This window comes from Treponema sp. J25, assembly GCF_004343725.1.
Classification (GTDB): Bacteria; Spirochaetota; Spirochaetia; order Treponematales; family Breznakiellaceae; genus J25.
The window spans coordinates 1-19,220 of sequence record NZ_PTQW01000042.1 but is presented as its reverse complement, the minus strand read 5'-3'; the positions used below and the strand labels follow the sequence as shown (position 1 = coordinate 19,220).

The window sequence follows — 19,220 nt, the reverse complement described above, 5'->3', positions numbered from 1 at the left end:
CCCATGAAAAAGGTGTCCCTGGTTATTCTTGCAAAGGAACGGGATGAGGCCCTATCTCGGCTTGGTGAACTAGGGGTGTTGCATATAGAAAAGCATTCGGTTCAATCGGAGGAACTCCAAAAGCTCCTGGAAACGAAACAGAAAACCGAACAAGCCCTGAGCATCCTGCGAAACTACCAGAAGCAAAGCGATAAAGGGGAGTCTGAAAAAAGGCGTTCCTCCGAGAAAAAGGAAGCTGCCCCGAAAGGTTCCCTTTCGGCCCAGGAAGTCCGGCATCGGGTCCTCTCCCTTGTGGAAGAACGGAAAAACCTCCAGGAAGCCCTCCTGACGGATCAAAAAGAGGTTTCCCGCCTTGAACCCTGGGGATCCTGGAATCCGGCGGACCTGGACTACCTTAAAGAAAAGGGAATAGTGCTTATTCCCTATGAGCTTCCCCGAAGGGTCTACGAAAAAGTGGGAAAAACGGTCCAGCTTATCGTGCTTTCGCAGGATGCGACAGTAGTTCGCTGTGTAGCCCTGGGGGAGCCCATCCACGGAGAAAGTCCTTTCCCTCTGCCTGCCCTTCCTCTTTCTGAGTTAAAAGCTCGGATTCAGGAGCGCCAGGAACAACTTCGTTCTATAGAAGCCGAACTTACTGAGTTAGCTCCCTCTTTTTCTTCTTTAGAGAAGGAAATAGAACGACTTCGGCAGAAAATCGAATTTGAGATGGCCCGGCTTTCCCTTACTATTACTGAAGATACCCCCGAAGCCCTTTCTGTTTCCTGGCTGACTGGGTACGTACCGGTGGATGTGGCAGGAAAACTGAAGCGGGCCGCCGCGGAATACGGTTGGGCCCTCATCATGGATGATCCGGGCGATACGGATTCGCCGCCAACCCTCATCAAGAATAACCCCTTTGTTCGTATCATCCAGCCCGTCTTCGATCTTTTGGGAACGGTCCCAGGGTATCGAGAATATGATATCAGCCTTTCTTTCCTCCTCTTCTTTTCCCTTTTCTTTGCCATGATCATGGGGGATGCAGGCTATGGGGCCCTTCTTTTGGGGACTTCCCTCTGGTTTGCTTTTAAGAATAAACGGCAACACGGGGTGGTTCCTGACGGCATACGGTTATTACTCCTTCTTTCTTCTGCCACCATAGGCTGGGGGGCGATTACGGGAACCTGGTTTGCTATTTCCTATGAACAACTTCCGGGCTTTTTGCAGAGCCTAGTGATTCCACCCTTCCGTCCTGACCCAAGCCTTTCGGCAAAAGAGGCTAACCGTCTTATTCAACAAAACATTAAGCACCTGTGTTTCATTATCGGAACGGTGCAGCTTGTGTTAGCCCATATAAAAAACATTAAGAAGAGTCTTCCTTCCCTTACGGCGGTGGCTCAGCTTGGCTGGCTTACCATGGTGGCGGGGCTCTATTTCCTCGTTCTTAACCTCGTATTGGATAAAAATACCTTCCCCGTGCCTCCCTTTGCCTTATGGATGATTGGGGGAGGGCTTGCTACCTATTTTATCTTTGCAGAACAGAAGGGGGGAAACTTCTTTAAAAACATTCTTACCAGTGTGGCCAATTTCCTGCCTACCTTTTTGTCCGCGGTATCTAGCTTTTCGGATATTATCAGTTATATCCGTTTGTTTGCGGTTGGACTTGCGGGCTATGCAATTGGAGAAAGTTTTAATGCCATGGCCCTGGGTTTTGCCTCGCCGGTGGTGCGAATTGTGGCGGGCTCTCTTATCTTAGTTGCGGGGCACGGCCTTAATCTTGCCATGAGCGCCCTTTCAGTGGTGGTTCATGGGGTTCGGCTTAACATGTTGGAATATTCCGGCCATTTAGGGATGGAATGGTCCGGTGTAAAATATGTTCCCTTTGCTGTACGGCAACAGCATGAGCAAGAGGGATGAGTCATTTCTTAAGGAGTGGGTATGATGAATATTGGGATGATTGGTATTGCAGCATGCCTCGGGCTTTCTGCGTTGGGTTCTGCCTTAGGTGCAGGGATTGCAGGAATGACCGCTATTGGATCCTGGAAAAAGTGTTTTCTCCAGAATAAACCGGTGCCCTTTCTCCTGGTGGCCTTTGCGGGGGCGCCCCTTACGCAGACCATCTACGGTTTTATTTTGATGAATCAAATCAAGGGGAGTTCCCTTGATGAGATTGCTAAAATGGCGGTGGGGCTTTTTGCTGGTCTTGCCATGGGGGCCTCTGCCCTGTATCAGGGGAAGGCGGCGGCCTATGCGGCGGATGCCCTGGCGGAGACGGGACAGGGGTTTGGTAACTACATCCTCGTGGTAGGTCTTATCGAAACGGTGGCCCTCTTTGTGATGGTGTTCTCCATGGGCCTCGTGGGGTAAAAAATCCTTAAGGCCTGAGGATGTCTTTAGCTTTAAAAAGGTATTGTCCAGAGAACAGGGGGCCCTGAGGGGGTTCCCCTGTTTTTGTTTTTAAAGGAACTGCCAGCGTACCTGGGGGCCTCTGTGGCAATAAATCCCTGTCGGGGAGCTTCCTCTCGACTTTTCTTGTATTCTCTTTTATGATGAACCCATGGAACAGACAAACCCGGTAATTAAAAAAAGCCGGATCGTGAAAATTGGTGGTTTTGATCACATAGAGCCCCTGCTTCTCGGTGGATCTTACCCGGTGGTGGTGCAAACCATGTGGAAAGAAGCCTTGTCCGCCGACAACCTGATAGGGGAGGGCCTTGCCAAAACCCTTAGTCAAATAGAGGCCTTGCAAAATCTGGGTTGCCGCATCCTTCGCTTTGCGGTTCCCACCATGGAAGGGGCAGAACTTCTTGGTACCCTTGCTCGCTCCACTTCTATGCCCCTGGTGGCGGATATTCATTTTGATTACAAAATCGCCCTTCGTTGTATGGATTTCCCTATTGCCAAAATTCGCATCAATCCCGGTAATATTGGGGGTGCCGAGAAGGTGCGACAGGTTGTGGAAAAGGCTAAAGATCGGGGGGTGCCCATCCGTATTGGGGTAAATGGGGGAAGCCTTCCCCAGGACCTTCGAAGAGAGGTTGATAGGGGAGCCCTCTCGATGCCGGTGGCACTTCTTACCGCCGCAGAACGGGAATTAGAGCTTTTTGATCAATTTGGTTTTGATACGGTGCTGGTTTCGCTTAAATCATCTTCAATACAGGATACCCTTGAGGCAAACAGGCTTTTTGCTCAGAAGTACGATATTCCCCTTCATCTGGGCGTAACCGAGGCAGGTCCCCTCATTGCCGGGGTGGTGCGAAATGCTATCGCCCTGTATAGCCTCCTAAAGGAAGGCATTGGGGCAACCCTACGGGTTTCTCTTTCGGACACAATGGAAAAGGAAGTTATTGCGGGCAGGGAAATTCTTACGGCTCTCCAGGAAGGGACCCCGAGGGGATCGATATCTGGCGATTCTTCCCGGGGGGTGGTCATTGTTTCCTGTCCCCGCTGCGGAAGAAATGGGTTTGATACCCATGCTTTTACGGAGCGATGGCAATACCGGCTCTATGGCCTTAAAAAGGATATTACCGTGGCTATTATGGGCTGCGCCGTAAATGGCCCTGGCGAAGCTCGCCATGCAGATCTGGGTATTACCGGTGCCGGGGACCGGGTCCTGATCTTTAAGCATGGCGTTGTGGTTCGGACCGTGACCGCCGAAGAGGCGGACAAGGCCTTCGAAGAGGAGCTCAATTCTCTATGAGACACGGGGGGGCTTTTTTCCTTATTGGCATGGTTCTCCTGGGATGGCTTGTACCTGCCAGAGCTTTTACACTGGAAGATCCCCCATGGCTCGTTCTGGAAAAAGGGAAACAGCTCTTTCGAAAAGGGGAATATGGAACGGCCCTGGGGTATTTTGAACAGGCCCGGGATCTCCAGAAAAAGCGATATGAACGATTTCGAGAGGATTTCATTACGATCCTTAGTGTGGCTGAGGTGCGGCGACTTGGTGATTCTTTACCTGATGTAGAACGGTATATCTCAGAGAAAAATTTGCAGCGGGGCAAGGAAATCATCCAGGAGTTGCAGTACCGTGCTTCTTCTGAAAGACTTAAAAATTCAGTGCAACAGGCATTAGAAATTCTTAAGGAATTGCAACAGTATCCCGAGGCCGAGTACTGGATTGGTGAAGTCTATCGGGTTACCGGTGAAACGGCGATCGCCCTGATGCAGTATAAAAAAGCCTATGAACAACGCTCTGCCCTCCAAGAACCTGACTTCGCACTTCATATTTTGTATGCCATGGTAGATGTATATAAAGCAAGGGGTGAGTACATCGAGTATGAGAAGACCCTTCTGGCAGTTCTTGAAAATGACCCATGGTGGATAAAGGATACCTTTATCAAGAAGGCCATGCAAAGGACCCTTTTCCAGGAAGGGATAGAAAAATTTCTTACGATTTATCGTTACGATAAGGCCCTTTTTGAAAAGGCCCATCGGTACCTCGGTTTTTATTATTATCAGACCGGTCGTTACGAACGGGCGGCAGAGCATTTTATTTTTAGTTTCCTTATTCAAAACACCCTTTTGATAGAAGAGTTAAAACGACAGGTTTTTGAATATACCTACACTACCTATCCAGACATGCTGGGTCGTCTTATGAAAGTCCCGACCATACTCGAGTATGTTAAAACTGAGGAGTATTTCAAAATGTTATATTATGGGGCCGCATCCTTTTATGCGGTGGGAGAACGCTTTCTTGCACAGAAAATATGGGGATATGTGGCTACCTACAGTGCCGAACAGGAATGGAAAAGTCGTTCGAGTAGGCAGCTACAAAAACCCTTTATAGAACCAGTTAATGATAAACCCTGGTAAAGGAGAAGCAACATGCGGAGTAAAAACATGGGTACCAAAAAATACTATGGTATGGTGCTGGCTTTCATGCTGGTAGGGGGTATTTTCCCTCTTGCGGCAGATCATCCAGAAAATCAGCTGGCCCTGGGACCGGTGATTGGAGCCCAGTATGGAGCTAAAGGGGCGGGGAGCAGCCTTGGGCTCGCATTAAAGTTCCCGGATATTCCCCTTTTCTGGGCCACCTATGTGGGATTCACCTCCGATTCTTTTGGTTTTAGTTTAACCGGCGATAAGTATATCTATGATGAAAACCTGATCGCCGAAAAGGGATTTAAGCTGGATTGGTACTTTGGCCTTGGTGGCTATCTTACCGTTGGTTCTCAAAGGGATGTTTTTATCATGGCTACGGGAGCTCGGTTCCCCCTGGGGGCTTCCTGGCACATCAATAAAGAGTGGGAACTGTTCCTTGCCCTCACTCCTACGGTGGGGATTTCTCTGGCACCGGAGCTTAAATTCCCCGACTGGTTTATCGGCGCCGAGTTGGGGCTTCGCTACTGGTTTCCCCGGACGGCTTCAACAAAAGGGGGCGGTAAAAAATGAATAAGATCATTCTCAAGGCTCAAGATCTGGATGGTTTTTTAACCGAAACGGATAAACAAAACATCGCCGATATGGACGCCCTCTATCGGCAGGTGTTGCTTTCTTTTAGTATCCTTTCTACCACTCAGTCTGCCACAGAGAAGGCGAAGGAAGAACAGAATCTGATAGCCCTGTACAACGAGATGGGGAAGCGAATGCAGGATATCTGCAAGGATGAACCCCGTATCCATGTGTATTCGTTTTTAACTCCCCAGGAAAGTCATCCCGAGGCCTCTCGCCTTATTGCAAAGCTCCGGGATGTGCGAACCGGTGGCCAGGAGTTCGTCTACTATATTCAACGGGCCTATGAGATGCTGTTTAAGCTGGCCTATGCGCTTCCCCAGGCAGCAAGCAAAAACTATCTTATCGTGAAAACCCCAGTTACTATCCCGGTACAGAATTATGCGGTCCATAAAATTCCCAATATTGATGATAAGATTGAAAATACCGTGATGTGTGTTATGCTGCGGGGAGCCCTCTTACCTTCGATGATCATGTCAAAGGAAATTCAGGAATATTCTTCCCATGGGTATGTTACTCCCTTTGCGCTGTTTAAGATAAAACGGGATGAGTCCCGCCACGAAAATGATATGGAATATATTCTGGATCTCGAAAAGTCCTATTTTAAATTAGAGTCCCTTAATGACAAGGACCTTATTTTTGCAGATCCCATGAATGCCACCGGTGGAAGTCTGGTCACGGTGGTAAAATATCTCCTTGATCAGGGAGTACGGCCCCGGTCGGTTCAGTTCTTTAATGTTATTTCTGCCCTGAAAGGAGCGCTCCGGGTAGTCCGGGCCCTGGAAAACTGTAAGGTGTATACCCTCTGGATGGATCCGGTGTTGAATGAAATGGCCTATATCCTTCCTGGACTGGGAGATGCGGGGGACCGTATCAACGGGAAAGATCGGGAAGATCAACCCCGCAACATCATTCAGCTGATTGCCGACTACGGTTCAAATATTGCCAATTTATATCGTTCCCAGCTCCGAGAAATAGAGGACACCGTCCTCGGTGGGGATCGTTAACAGCATAGGCGATGGTAGGGGAAAGAAAATGAGGCAGGCCGGTACCAGGGCAACACAAAAGTATGCTCTCCCCCACAAAGAAAAGGGCTGCCTCCTGTTTTATAGCATGATAGCCAGCGTTTCCCTGTTCATCCTGGTGAATGGCTGCACCTCTGTTCCTCCCTCGGTGAGCGCAGAGGATAGTTATTCCCTCGGGGTTTTTTATTTTGAAAAGAAAAACTACCCTGAAGCGGCCCGCTGGTTTTCCTATGCCCGACGGGATGAAAAAACTATGGCCGCTGCGGTCTACTATTTGGGGCGTATCGCCTTTGAACAAGGTCGATATGATGAGGCCGCCCAGTTTTTTAAAGAACTGCTTAACCGGGATAGCGACAATACCATGGTCCTTCAGGCCCTGGCTTTTTCCTACCTCAAAGGGGGGCGGTATCAAGAAGCGATACAGACCTACCAGAGGATTATAACCTTATTGCCGGCTCACCGAGAAAGTTTCTATAATTATGCCCTCCTGTTGTATACCACCGGTTCCTACGAAGCGGCCCGGCAGGTGATGCTTACTATTTCTGAAATGGGAGAGCCTTCTTCCCCTAACCGCAATGAGATTCTGCTCCGGGCCCGTATCGAACGGGCCTTGCAGCATCCTGAGGCCCTTGAGTTCTATCAAAATTATCTGGCCGCTTCTGAGGAGCCGCGGGTTCTTTTTGAATTTGCCTCCTGTCTCACGGAACAGCAATTCTACGGCCGGGCGGCGGAGCTATATAACCGGATTATCAAAGAAAAAATCTATGAGAAAATTGGTGAGTCTCTGGGGAATATTTACCTTTTGCAGGGGAAGAATCTCTTACTTGCCGATTCTGCTTCCCAGGAAGGGGCCCTCGCAATACAAAAGGCCCTGCAAGAAGGAATCCCCCTCAGTACTATTCAGGAAACTCTGGGGCCTTTATCTCGCCTACCCATCGTTCAAAAGGTGTTGCAGGGGAATCCCTAGCTTTTGCTTTGGAATTGGGGGAGATAGGTCCAGAAGGAGCGGAGAAGCTTTTCTATTTTTCCGTGTTCAGGTTTTATAAAAAGGTAAAAATGTCGATTTTCTGGATACACGCACAGATGCTTTAAAAGGCTCATTTCGTCTAGGTCGTTCCATAAGAGGCTGAGCTTTTCGTATACGGCAGGCCGATCCCAGAGAAGGATGTAGGACCGCTTTCTGCCTTTTGTATCGATGATTCTTTCCTGTTCTTCCTGGTTAAATTGTTCAATGCCCCGGATAGTAGCAGCTACTTTCCGGTAGTATGCTTTTTCGATAATGTGTCCCTCGCCGATGAGGGGAAGCTCGCTATGGATGGTGAGATAGTAGCGATCCTGGGCTCCTAAGAGCAGCGCAAAGGGCAGATACAGGGCGGATTGGCGGGGAAGAAAGGTAAAGGTACCTTCTGCTTTCTTAAAAGGGGGCTTAAGACTATAGGTAGCGTGATACCCAATGGCTCCGCCGATATTTACATACGTCGTATCCACCGGATGAAGAACCCTTTCTGTTTCCTGGGCGATTACCGAAGCAAACCAGCGGTTTTTCTTCATGCCAAGGAAATAACGAAGGACGAGAAAAATAGCTAACAGGGTAAGAGGAATAAGGTACCAGTTCATGCATAGCTCCGAATGTGTTGTATAAGAGGAGATATCTCGATTTTAGCGAGATCATCTAACGCCAGGATACCCCCTTCAACATAGTTAAAGGTAAATAAGGGGATATTTCCCAGGGTTTTCTGAATCTTCAGATTTGTGTTGTTTTCTGTTAACACCTTATTATAACAAAGGCTCGCGATGGGTATCTTGAGTTTCTTCAGTTCCTCGTTAATCCGGAGGGTTTCGGCAAGACTCAGCTCATCAGGGTTCAGAACGACTGAGATATAACTGTGCTGAGAAAAAAGTTCCTGCAGGGTCTTAAGCCGGCGCTGCATGTTTTGCAATTTCCCGTAAAGAGGATCCTCTTCTTTTTTTATGGTACCTCCTAAGACGGCAGCCTCAGGATTAAGTTTCAAAAGGGTTCGCCGTTTTTCCAGGAGAGTGGCCCGCAAGCGGGAAAGTTCCTGTATCCACAGGTTAGTTAAGGCCGGCATGGCTAAAAAACGGAGGGTCAGCGCCGTTGGAGGGGTGTCAAAAATAAGACAGTCATGGCTCTCCTTGTAGGTGGTATAAAGGTGTTCAATGGCCCACAAAACGGCATACTCCTCGGTTCCCGGTGCATAGTTCATGATATCCAGGTATTTTTCGAGATTCAATACGGAGACATACCGATAGGTCTCTTGAATTTCCGCCTTGCTTTGTTCGAGGTAGGTCCGTATCCATTCTTTAAGATCCACTTCTATGCCTTCAAGATTTTCTCGTATACGGCGGGGCTTGTTGGTGAGAGGGGTATGAAAAAGGTCCCCCACATTGTGGGCTGGATCGAGGGAACACAGAAGCACCCGTTTGCCATGACTTGCAAAGCGGTAGGCGCTTGCACAGGCAAGGGTTGTTTTACCTACCCCGCCTTTACCGAGGAAAAAAACGACGGGAAGCATAGCCTAATCCACATTCAGCATGCCCATGAGGGCTCCCAGCGGATCCTGGGCAAAATCGGCCCGGCTTGTCATGGTGGCCAGTTCTGCTTCCATCAGAGGAAGCAGTTCCAGGGTTATCGCCGGCGGCGGAGCCGGAAGCCCCACAAAACTTCCGAGGAGCAACAGGGCAAAGAGATTCTGCAGTTCCTTTACTTCGAATTCAAGGACTGCCGTTGCTTTTTCCCGTTGTATCTGCGTAAGAATTTCTATCACCCTGCCAAGGGTAGTTTTTATGTTTGTGAGAAACATTCCCTGTCCTTTGCATTGCCTGGGAGCCCTTAGGGCTCCCAACGGCGCCACCTGTTCTATCTATTGGCTGTTTCTTGTTTGAATTGTTTGTAGAAACTTACGATCATCACCACATTCAGAATGAGCATGATAAGATTGATAAGGCCTACCACACTTCCGGTAATGACCATCTGAGTTTTTGCCATATCTTTAAAGAAGGTGGGAACTATAACTATCTCATACCAGATGAGACCGGCGGTTACGGTAAGCCATAAGAAGAGGGCCGGGAAAAGAACCACATTGGTATAGTGCTTGTTAATCTTATACTTTACCCAGACCGCCATGGTAAGCATGACGATTGAGGCTATCAGTTGGTTAGCCCCGGAGAAAGCAGGCCACAGGGTGGTATACCCTCCCGAGCGGGCGAGGAAGATACCAATAAAGGCAATGATTACCGAAGCCACCCATTTGTTAGAGAAAATCTGGTATATCCCCTGGTTTTTGTCTTTTAAGGGGATCACCATCTCCTGAACAAGGTAGCGGCCTAAGCGATTCGTGGTATCCAGGGTAGTAAGCGCAAAGGAGCTTACCCAAACGGCGGCAAAAAGTTTCATAAAGGAATCGGTAAAGAAGGGTAAGGTACTACTTACCATTTTACTATAGGAAAGGACAAAACGGTTTAGCGGCGCTGTGGCTAATACCTTATCGGCCGCACCCATGGCTTCAATTCCAAAGGTGGCAATAGCGATAATGACGATGGTGGAAAGGAAGCCCTCGGTAAGCATGGCCCCATATCCTACAAAAAGAGCGTCCTTTTCTGCGGCAAGCTGTTTAGAACTGGTTCCCGATGCAACGAGGGAATGGAAGCCTGAAAGGGCTCCGCAGGCAATCACCAGGGGGACGGTGGGCCAGAACGGCGAGGGCACTGCCCCCGTTCCTTTGGCGCCCTCAATTACTTTTGCAGAGAAAGTCGTGACTATCGGCAGGGAATCGAAGGCCCCAAAACTCAAGAGTGCCGCTATCCCGCCGATAAGAAGGCCAAAGTAGAGCAGAAAGCTGTTTAAATAGTCCCGGGGCTGTAATAACAGATTTACCGGTAAGGCCGATGCTATGACGATGTATATGAATATGACGAGGAACCATACATCTTTTGAAGCGCTTATTGGTAAGTAGTTGCCCCCTATAAAGGCAAGAATGATAAGAAGGGCTCCAATAATAGATCCCCCCGCTATCCCTAGGGGTGATTTATACATAATAAAGCCGGTGATAATGGCCGCCACACAGAAGAAGAAAAAGGCACTGAATACCCGGCCATCATTTGCAAATTGGCCTGCCACAATATCACCAAAGGCGGCTACGACCAGGATACACAGAAAGAGGATAAACCAGCCAAAGGCTTTTCCAGCCCGCTTACCTACCATATCCTGGGCAACAAACTGGACCGATCGGCCATCGTACCGAACGGAAGCCACCAGGGAAAGATAATCATGAATGGCCCCAATGAATATGTTACCAAACCAGATCCACAGTAATCCTGGTAACCATCCCCAGGCTACCGCCATAGCAGGACCCGTAATAGGACCTGCCCCTGCGATAGAAGCAAAATGGTGTCCAAACAACACGTACTTGCTGGTGGGAACATAGTCTACCCCATCCTGGAGCCGCCGAGAAGGGGCATCCGGTGCTTCCTGAGACTTGAGAATCCGACCCTGGATGGTCTTCCCATATACAAAGTAGAAAAGAAAATAAATCGCCAGGGCGATTAGTGCAATAAGAGTACTCATACTACCTCCTTTCTGTTATCGTTACTTTTTTATTGTACACCCGCCTATGTATTTGTCAATAAAACAGGAAAAAATTGTATCTTGTGTAAAAAACTACAAAAATGTATTATTTTCTTCATGGAAAACCAATCTTTTAAGGCTCTTCCCACCGAATTAGAAACTCTGCGCATCCTTTTTGACCTTGCCCGGGTGATGGATAAACAGGTAGAACTGCGGGGTGCCCTTACCCAGGTTCTTTCAATGATAGATGTGCGACTTGGTCTTAATCGAGGCATGGTAACCCTTTTGGATCGAAAATCGGGTCTCCTGGTGATAGAAGAGGCCCTCGGGTTCACCCCGGAGGAAAAAGAACGGGGAAGGTATCGGCTCGGTGAGGGCCTTGTGGGAACGGTGTTTGAAACGGCCTGTAAGATCGTGGTTCCCGACCTGGCCCAGGAAAGTCGTTTTTTGAATCGGGCGGGACATCGTTCCAAGGAAGATCTTAAGGGCGTTACCTACTATTGTGTTCCTATTAAATCGAAGGATGAAGTGATGGGAACCTTGAGTGCCGAGCGGCGCATCGGTTTTTCTAATAAAGAGGAATGGATGGCCTTTGATGTTTCCTTTTTGGAGCAGGTGGCTTCCCTGGTGGCTGATTCGGCTAAGTTACGGGAACGTATCCAGGAAGAGCAGTTTCATCTTCATCAATTTTTGATGACCCTTCCTCAAGAAGCAGGGATACAGAAGGCCGAACTTACGGTTGCTCCAGGGTCTCTTCTCATTGGGACCAGTCGTTTCATGCAAGAACTGTACAGCCTTATTCAGCAGGTGGCCCCTACCGATGCGACGGTTCTTATTACGGGGGAAAGTGGAACGGGTAAAGAACTGGTGGCTCAGGAGTTATTCCGGCTTTCCCGTCGACGGGATAAACCGTTTGTTAAAGTGAATTGTGCGGCCCTGCCTGAATCGATTATCGAAAGCGAACTTTTTGGCCATGAAAAAGGGGCTTTTACCGGGGCTATTTCTCAACGTAAAGGTCGTTTTGAGCTTGCCCAGGGAGGGACCATTTTCCTTGATGAAATTGGAGAACTCAGTCCCCAGGTTCAGGTAAAGTTGCTACGGGTGCTCCAGGAACGGGAGATTGAGCGAGTAGGGGGAGAACGACCGATCCCTATTGATGTACGACTGATTGCTGCCACAAACCGCCGTCTAGAAGAAGAGGTGCGTACCGGTCGTTTTCGGGAAGATCTCTTTTATCGGCTAAATGTTTTCCCTATCCATGTGCCTCCTCTGCGGGAACGGAAAAGTGATATTATTCTGCTGGCAGATCATTTTGCCGAAAAGTATGCCGTAAAGCATGGGAAGCTTATTAAACGAATCAGTAGCCCCGCTCTGGACCTTCTTTCTTCGTATCATTGGCCAGGGAACGTGCGGGAGTTAGAGAATTGTATCGAACGGGCGGTCATCCTTTCTACTGACGGGGTGATTCATGCCTACCACTTGCCACCGAGTTTGCAATCGGCCCAATCGACCAATACCGAGCCCACCTCTACCCTGGAAGCGGCCCTTTCTCGTCTTGAAAAAGAGATGATTGTGGAGGCCCTCAAGATAACCCAGGGAAACATGTCGGAAGCGGCCCGTCGCCTGGGAATCACCGAGCGCCAGATGGGTCTCAGGGTTCATCATTATGGGATAAACTGGCGCCTCTATCGGAATCCCAAAAATTTGTAATGTTGTTCTCCGGTATGCCACGAGGGATACCTACAAAAATGTAGACCTTGCCTATTTTCTACAAAAATGTAGTAAAATCTTGTCCGATTTTTTTACAAAAAACTGAATTCATGGTTTAATAAAAGAAAATTTTAAGATTTTTTGTTATTAAATCTATGAAAATACAAAAATGTAGGCAATTTTTATGTGGATGGCACGTTTTTTGCAATTAGTCTGTATATCCTACTTTGGAAGGAGGAAAGACGTGAAAAAGCGTGCTATCCTGTTTATTCTGTTTTTCGTGGGTGTGGCGCTTGGGGTGTTTGCAGAAGAGACGGTGGACTCTTTAACCCAAGCGATGGACATGATCTGGCTGGTTCTTACGGGTTCCCTGGTATTCTTCATGCAGGCCGGCTTTGCTATGGTGGAAACCGGTCTTACCCGGGCGAAAAACGCCACCAACATCTTGATGAAAAACCTCATGGACTTCTGTTTTGGTTCGGTGGTTTTCTGGATGATCGGGTGGGGTCTCATGTATGGGAAAGATCATCTGTCGGGGCTTATCGGTTTTTCTGACTTTTTTAAAGGCCCCATGGGGGATCCTAAATTTTACCGGGATTGGTTTTTCCAGGTGGTTTTCGCTGCTACTTCAGCAACAATTGTTTCGGGGGCTATGGCAGAGCGAACCCAGTTTAAGTCTTACTTGATTTATACGGTGTTTATTTCTGCCTTTATTTATCCCGTGTCTGGTCACTGGACCTGGGGTGGGGGATGGCTCTCTCAAATGGGGTTCCATGATTTTGCGGGATCCTCCGTGGTCCATTCAGTAGGTGGCTGGGCAGCTCTAATGGGAGCGATTATGCTTGGGCCTCGTACGGGTAAATATGTCCGGGTAAACGGGAAGGTGAGCGTAAAGGCCTTACCAGGCCATAATCTTCCCCTCGCAGCCCTCGGCGTATTCATTCTCTGGTTTGGGTGGTATGGTTTTAACCCCGGTTCCACCCTTTCGGGGGTCAGTGCCGATATTGCTCGAGTGGCGGTTACCACCACCCTCGCAGCCAGTGCGGGTGCGATCGCGGCTATGAGTTTTTCCTGGTTGTGGTTCAAGAAGCCCGATGCATCCATGACCATGAACGGTGCCCTCGCAGGATTGGTGGCGATTACAGCCCCCTGTGCGGTGGTAAGCCCTGGGGCCGCTGTGGTAATAGGTCTTATTGCAGGAGTATTGGTTGTTCTATCGGTAGAGTTTTTTGATAAGGTGCTCCATATTGACGATCCGGTGGGTGCTGTATCGGTCCACATGGTGAACGGTGTCTTTGGAACCCTCGCCGTTGGGATCTGGGGGAACGTGGAAGGTGTGGCTGTTGGCGTACTGCACGGTGGTGGCTGGCATCAGCTCGGTGTTCAGGCCCTGGGTGTTGCGGCGGTTGGTATATGGGCCGGTCTTATGAGTCTCCTCCTCTTCTGGGGTATTAAGAAAACCGTGGGATTGCGGGTTTCGGTGACCGAAGAGCTTATGGGGCTTGACCTGGTAGAGCACAAAGCAGAGGCCTATTCGGGCTTCCAGATCTTCAGTAACATGTAAGGGAGGCACCTATGAAATTAATCATTGCCTACATTCAGCCCCACAAGCTTAACGAGGTAAAGCAAGAGTTGTACAAGGCAGAGGTATACAAGATGTCGGTTACCAATGCCATGGGTTGTGGTCAGCAAAAGGGGTATCACGAAAGTTATCGAGGCGTAGATATTGAGGTGAACCTTCTTAAAAAGGTTCGTATTGAGATTGCGGTCAACGATAATTTTGTGAAACCCACGGTTGAGGCCATTATTAAGGGTGCCCGGACAGGAGAAATCGGGGATGGAAAGATTTTCATCCTTCCCCTGGAAGAATGTATCCGGATTCGAACGGGAGAGACCGGTTCTTCTGCAATTGGGTAGCCTGAACTCAGGGTGGTCTAGGACCGACGATTGAAGGTAAAAGGGGCTGTTCCTCTCTAGGAATGGCCCCTTTTTATATGCCCGGAAAAAGTAAAAATCCCTGGTAAATTAGTAGAGCCTACATAAATGTAAGAATCTAAAGAAAACTACTTTTATGTAGAATCATGCCAACGACGTAATACTACTACATCATTTATCTTTTTGTACAATGTGTTCTTAAATTCATATAAAACAATGAATAATATTTATTTTGACGAAGAAGAAATTAAGAACACAATGGCATAGAAATTGCTATATATAAAACAACATCCTATAGTATCAAGGAGTGAATTATGCCAGAGACAACCTTTAACGGGAATTCGGTACCGGAATTGTTTGGAAGTAATTGCTTTTCCAATGCGGTGATGCGGGAACGGCTTCCCAAGAACATCTACAAGGAAATTCTTGCGGTCCAAGCAGGAGAAAAGGAACTTACCCTGGAAGTGGCCGATGTGGTGGCCGCGGTGATGCGGGACTGGGCCCTGGAAAAGGGAGCAACCCACTATACCCACTGGTTCCACCCTTTAACGGGCCTTACGGCGGAAAAACATGATTCGTTTATTGCCCCCACTTCGGATGGAAAGGTTCTGATGGAATTTTCGGGCAAGGAACTTATCAAGGGAGAACCGGATGCGTCGAGTTTCCCCTCCGGGGGGTTACGGGCCACCTTTGAGGCCCGGGGCTATACCGCCTGGGATGTGACAAGCCCTGCTTTCTTAAAGCAAGATCCCACGGGGACAACCCTCTGTATCCCCACCGCTTTTATCGGGTACTACGGCCATGCCCTGGACAAGAAGGTTCCCCTTCTTCGTTCTATGGATGCCCTCAGTAAGCAGGCAATGCGGATTCTCCGGGCTCTGGGGAATACCACTTCCAAGCGGGTTCTGACAACCGTAGGGCCTGAGCAAGAATATTTTCTTGTGGATAAAAAATATTTTGATGAACGGCCGGACCTCTTGTTAACCGGCAGGACCCTTTTTGGTTCCATGCCTGCCAAGGGCCAGGAAATGGAGGATCACTACTTTGGGGCCATTAAAGAACGGGTTGCGGCCTTTATGCGGGAACTCAACATCGAACTCTGGAAAGTAGGGGTTCTTGCCAAAACCCAGCATAACGAGGTTGCCCCCAACCAGTTTGAGATTGCCCCTATTTTCAGCACCACCAACGTGGCGGTGGATGCGAACCAACTCGTGATGGAAACCATTAAGAAGGTTGCCCGCCGTCATGGGATGGAGGCCCTGCTTCACGAAAAGCCCTTTGCGGGGGTGAATGGGTCGGGAAAACACAACAACTGGTCCCTTGGAACCGATGACGGGATTAACCTATTGGATCCCGGGGAAAACCCCGAATCAAATGCCCGTTTCCTGTTGTTTGCTGCGGCGGTCATCGAAGCGGTGGATCGTTATGCGCTGCTCCTCCGCTCCAGTGCGGCCACGGCAGGGAATGACCATCGGCTTGGCGCGAATGAGGCTCCTCCTGCGATTATCTCTATTTATTTGGGGAATGCCCTTACCGAGATATTTGAAAATATAGCGGAAGGAAAACCTCTTACGGGTTCTTCGGTAAAAGGTAAGATAACCCTCGGGGTAACTTCCCTTCCGGCCCTTCCCCGGGATGTGTCGGACCGGAACCGAACGAGTCCCTTCGCCTTTACGGGAAATAAGTTCGAATTCCGCATGGTTGGTTCAAGCCAGTCCATCGCTACCCCCAACACGTACCTGAATGTGGCGGTTGCCCAGGTGCTTTCTGAATTTGCGGATAAGTTAGAAAAGGCCTCCGATAAACATGCGGCCATTCAGGAACTGGTGAAGGAGTCCTACAGTAAGCATCGAAGGGTGGTGTTTAACGGCAATGGGTACTCGGAAGAATGGGTCCGGGAAGCGGAACGCCGGGGACTTCCCAACGTGCGGGCCACGGTAGATGCCCTGCCAGTGCTTGTCCAGAAGGAAACGGTGGATCTCTTTGAGCGGCATAAGGTCCTTTCAAAGGAAGAATTAGAGAGCCGCTATCATATTTATCTGGAGCGCTATTCCAAGCAGATTAATATCGAAGCGGGCCTTATGGTGGAGATGTCCAAGCGGGCCATATTCCCTGCTGCAACCTCCTATGCGGCGGAACTTGCCCGGGATGCCGCATCCCTTGCGGCGCTCGGTGCGGTAAGTGCACCCCAGGAAAAGCGAGCAAAACGAATTGCTGAACTGGCTTCTGAATTATACGACGAAACGGAGAAACTTGAGAAAATTCTTGCGGAAGCCCAGGATATCAGTGACCCCTTTGCCCAGGCAAAGGCCTATCGGGAAAAGGTTTTTGTGCAGATGGCCAATGTTCGAAGTAAGGCCGATGCCCTTGAAAAGCTCGTGGCGAAGAGCGCCTGGCCCTATCCGAGTTATGAGGAACTGTTGTTTAAGCTATAAAAGCGTTGCCTCATAAAGGCAACGGGGAGCCCCCTTCCCAAGAATTTTCCACGGGAGGGGGGCTTTTTTATTATTGTGATGCCTTTTCGAGAAGTCTCAGGACCTGGGAAGCGCGAGTTCTTTCAAAAGGAGTATCTGCCGAATTGACGAGAGCCCTGGCATATTCAAGAAGCGGCTTGTTCCCTAGCGCCCATTCCCAAGGGATGTCATACAAATAGAGGTGTTTGTCCGTAATAATAATTTTAGATTTTGCCCCCTTTTCTAAGAGTAGCTTTACCGACTCGGGGTTGCTCCTCCAAACGGCGGCAACGAGTGGTTCGGTTAAGCCGTCGCCATTTGGATCAAGCCCATAGCTAAGCCAAAAGGCTACCGATTCGGGCTTGTTATCCCATGCCGCATCCCACACCAGGTTTCCCGTAACCGAGCCCCGACGTATGCGGACCTTGGGATCTGCTCCTGCATCGAGCAAGAGCTGTCGGATAACGGGGAATGGATGGGCATAGGATAAGGGCACCCCATCGTTTGGATCAGCACCATACTGCAATAGGACTTTAACGAGTTCCTGTTTACCCTGCCAGGTAGCCCACACGAGGGGGGGAAGCTTATCCCATGAGGTCATTCCCCAATCGCCTTTGAAATATACCTCCATTTCTTTAGGAAGGCGCGCTCCATGTTCAAGAACCAGTCGTGCCGCATCGGCATGGAGGTTCTGAATTGTCCATTCGAGAAGGGGCTGTTTTCGATTACTTGTAGGATCATCTATAAGATCGTCGATCTCAAGGCCGTTGTATTTCAGGATCAGCTCTACAATGTCCCAGTTGCCTGCCAGAACGGCATAGGGTAAAAATTCAAGGGTGTTAGATCCGGTTTTAGTGAGTTCTTCTTTAAATTCTTTCATGGCGCCACTGGCAAAATAGGCAAAGAGGTTTTTCTTGAGTTGTGGCTCCAATGTAGGACGCCTGTCCGCAGGGAGGGCCTCTACGGTTTTCCACACCGCCACGGCGTTGGCAAAGAATGTAGGGGTTACCTTTTGAAAGTCTTTTTGGTAGGTAGCGAAATACCCCGCCACATGGTCAAAAATAGTATTCACGTAGGTATAGACCGGTTTAGCTGCGGTGGAACGCTTTTCGTCTTTAATTTGGTATAGGGTGGCAAGCGGATCCGCCCCCGCTTTCAGCAGGACCGGCACAATATCGGTATTCTTGCAATACAGGGCCACCGCCAGGGGGCGTAAAGTGATTTTTCCTCTTCCATCATAGCTAACGGCTACTTTTTTCAAATCAAAAAGAGGTAATTCTTTTATCCTATCCTTTTCAATTTCAAAGTCATAGTCCCAGGACACATTTTGGGGTTTGGTCCAGCCTGCATTGACGTTTGCCTTAGCTGCAATAAGGGTGTTTACCGCTTCCAGATTCCCATCTGCAATTGCATAGTACAGGGGACCCACACCGTCTTCGTCCGTTTGATCCGGAGTTGCCCCCATGGAAAGAAGATAGTCGAGCATCCTTTGCTGGTATTCTTTGGCGTTCTTAAGGTAATAGGCCACGTAAGGAAAATCTTTGAAATTGGGAGAAAGTAAAGCCACTTTGGACTTTAGTCCCTCTAAGTCATTGTTCACCAGATCGTCCTTTAGGTTCTGGGCATGGCCACCGTGGGTAAGCACTACCAGGCCTATCAACAAGAAAAAAATACTTTTTTTTCTAAATGGGATTTTTATTCGTGGCTATGGGGGGGTAAGAAGGTATTCCTCACTTTCTAGACTTGCATTACTCGGCGGTAGGCAGGTTCGAAACGGTCCTGTACCCGCGAAAGGTAGGGGGCCCTGTTGTGCGTCAATACCCGCCGCCCCGGCACTCCTCAGGAGCGTGCCAGCGCCCCTTGGAAGCCGCGGAATCCCTAGAGGCCCCTGGGCCCCGCCCCCCGCTAGCCTACAGTTCCTCAATCTCTTCCCGGGAAAGGCCGGTAACTCTCATGATAATATCTATAGACACCTGTTCCTGCTTCATCCGCCGGGCGGTCTCCCGGCGTTCTTCTATACGGCCCTCTAAGCGACCTTCGTTGCGGCCTTCTATACGGCCCTCCATAAGGCCTTCTTTAAAC

At 49.2% G+C, this 19,220-nt stretch carries 16 protein-coding genes; 11 read left to right on the top strand and 5 right to left on the bottom strand.

What is annotated here, in order from left to right; translation table 11 throughout:
- Positions 1-3: 3 nt before the first annotated feature.
- The 7 genes from C5O22_RS11865 to C5O22_RS11835 all read left to right on the top strand — a co-directional run bounded on the left by C5O22_RS11865 (position 4) and on the right by C5O22_RS11835 (position 7,422).
- Entirely contained in the window at positions 4-1,893 is a 1,890-nt protein-coding gene (locus tag C5O22_RS11865; protein ID WP_165910519.1) for a V-type ATP synthase subunit I, read from the top strand.
- A gap of 24 nt (positions 1,894-1,917) precedes the next feature.
- Positions 1,918-2,343 (top strand): V-type ATP synthase subunit K, encoded by a 426-nt coding sequence (locus C5O22_RS11860; protein ID WP_132782183.1) that lies wholly within the window; start codon positions 1,918-1,920, stop codon positions 2,341-2,343.
- A 190-nt stretch (positions 2,344-2,533) separates the two neighbouring features.
- Positions 2,534-3,676 (top strand): (E)-4-hydroxy-3-methylbut-2-enyl-diphosphate synthase, encoded by a 1,143-nt coding sequence (gene ispG, locus C5O22_RS11855; protein WP_132782090.1) that lies wholly within the window; start codon positions 2,534-2,536, stop codon positions 3,674-3,676.
- Complete coding sequence (locus C5O22_RS11850; RefSeq protein ID WP_132782088.1) at positions 3,673-4,791, top strand: tetratricopeptide repeat protein; 1,119 nt, start codon at positions 3,673-3,675, stop codon at positions 4,789-4,791. Before ispG ends, C5O22_RS11850 begins: the two co-directional genes overlap by 4 nt.
- Positions 4,792-4,803: 12 nt before the next feature.
- Positions 4,804-5,370 (top strand): hypothetical protein, encoded by a 567-nt coding sequence (locus tag C5O22_RS11845; protein WP_132782086.1) that lies wholly within the window; start codon positions 4,804-4,806, stop codon positions 5,368-5,370.
- Entirely contained in the window at positions 5,367-6,437 is a 1,071-nt protein-coding gene (locus C5O22_RS11840) for a uracil phosphoribosyltransferase (RefSeq protein ID WP_132782084.1), read from the top strand. The genes C5O22_RS11845 and C5O22_RS11840 overlap by 4 nt, the downstream gene beginning before the upstream one ends.
- Before the next feature lie 28 nt (positions 6,438-6,465).
- Positions 6,466-7,422: a tetratricopeptide repeat protein gene (locus C5O22_RS11835; RefSeq protein ID WP_132782082.1), complete on the top strand. Its 957-nt coding sequence runs from the start codon at positions 6,466-6,468 to the stop codon at positions 7,420-7,422.
- On the opposite strand, the gene C5O22_RS11830 is transcribed toward C5O22_RS11835, so the two are convergent.
- The 4 genes from C5O22_RS11830 to C5O22_RS11815 are packed head-to-tail and all read right to left on the bottom strand — an operon-like array spanning position 7,419 to position 11,040.
- Positions 7,419-8,072: a hypothetical protein gene (locus tag C5O22_RS11830; protein WP_132782079.1), complete on the bottom strand. Its 654-nt coding sequence runs from the start codon at positions 8,070-8,072 to the stop codon at positions 7,419-7,421. The two genes, C5O22_RS11835 and C5O22_RS11830, sit on opposite strands and share 4 nt — an antisense overlap.
- Positions 8,069-8,989 carry an ArsA family ATPase gene (locus C5O22_RS11825; protein ID WP_132782078.1) on the bottom strand — a complete coding sequence of 307 codons (921 nt, stop codon included), beginning with the start codon at positions 8,987-8,989 and terminating at the stop codon, positions 8,069-8,071. The genes C5O22_RS11830 and C5O22_RS11825 overlap by 4 nt, the downstream gene beginning before the upstream one ends.
- 3 nt (positions 8,990-8,992) lie before the next feature.
- Positions 8,993-9,277 (bottom strand): DUF7990 family protein, encoded by a 285-nt coding sequence (locus tag C5O22_RS11820; RefSeq protein ID WP_132782076.1) that lies wholly within the window; start codon positions 9,275-9,277, stop codon positions 8,993-8,995.
- A 56-nt stretch (positions 9,278-9,333) separates the two neighbouring features.
- Positions 9,334-11,040 carry a carbon starvation CstA family protein gene (locus C5O22_RS11815; RefSeq protein ID WP_132782074.1) on the bottom strand — a complete coding sequence of 569 codons (1,707 nt, stop codon included), beginning with the start codon at positions 11,038-11,040 and terminating at the stop codon, positions 9,334-9,336.
- A gap of 117 nt (positions 11,041-11,157) precedes the next feature.
- On the opposite strand from C5O22_RS11815, the gene C5O22_RS11810 reads away from it, so the two are divergent.
- The 4 genes from C5O22_RS11810 to C5O22_RS11795 all read left to right on the top strand — a co-directional run bounded on the left by C5O22_RS11810 (position 11,158) and on the right by C5O22_RS11795 (position 17,120).
- A complete protein-coding gene (locus C5O22_RS11810; RefSeq protein ID WP_132782073.1) occupies positions 11,158-12,750 on the top strand; it encodes a sigma-54-dependent Fis family transcriptional regulator in 1,593 nt (530 codons plus the stop codon).
- Positions 12,751-12,940: 190 nt separating this feature from the next.
- A complete protein-coding gene (locus C5O22_RS11805; RefSeq protein WP_132782071.1) occupies positions 12,941-14,314 on the top strand; it encodes an ammonium transporter in 1,374 nt (457 codons plus the stop codon).
- A gap of 11 nt (positions 14,315-14,325) precedes the next feature.
- Complete coding sequence (locus C5O22_RS11800; RefSeq protein ID WP_132782069.1) at positions 14,326-14,667, top strand: P-II family nitrogen regulator; 342 nt, start codon at positions 14,326-14,328, stop codon at positions 14,665-14,667.
- 332 nt (positions 14,668-14,999) lie between these two features.
- A complete protein-coding gene (locus C5O22_RS11795) occupies positions 15,000-17,120 on the top strand; it encodes a glutamine synthetase III family protein (protein WP_132782068.1) in 2,121 nt (706 codons plus the stop codon).
- Between the two features lie 70 nt (positions 17,121-17,190).
- Here C5O22_RS11795 and C5O22_RS11790 read toward each other — a convergent pair whose 3' ends face one another.
- Positions 17,191-18,798: an ankyrin repeat domain-containing protein gene (locus C5O22_RS11790; RefSeq protein ID WP_132782066.1), complete on the bottom strand. Its 1,608-nt coding sequence runs from the start codon at positions 18,796-18,798 to the stop codon at positions 17,191-17,193.
- Between the last annotated feature and the right edge of the window lie 422 nt (positions 18,799-19,220).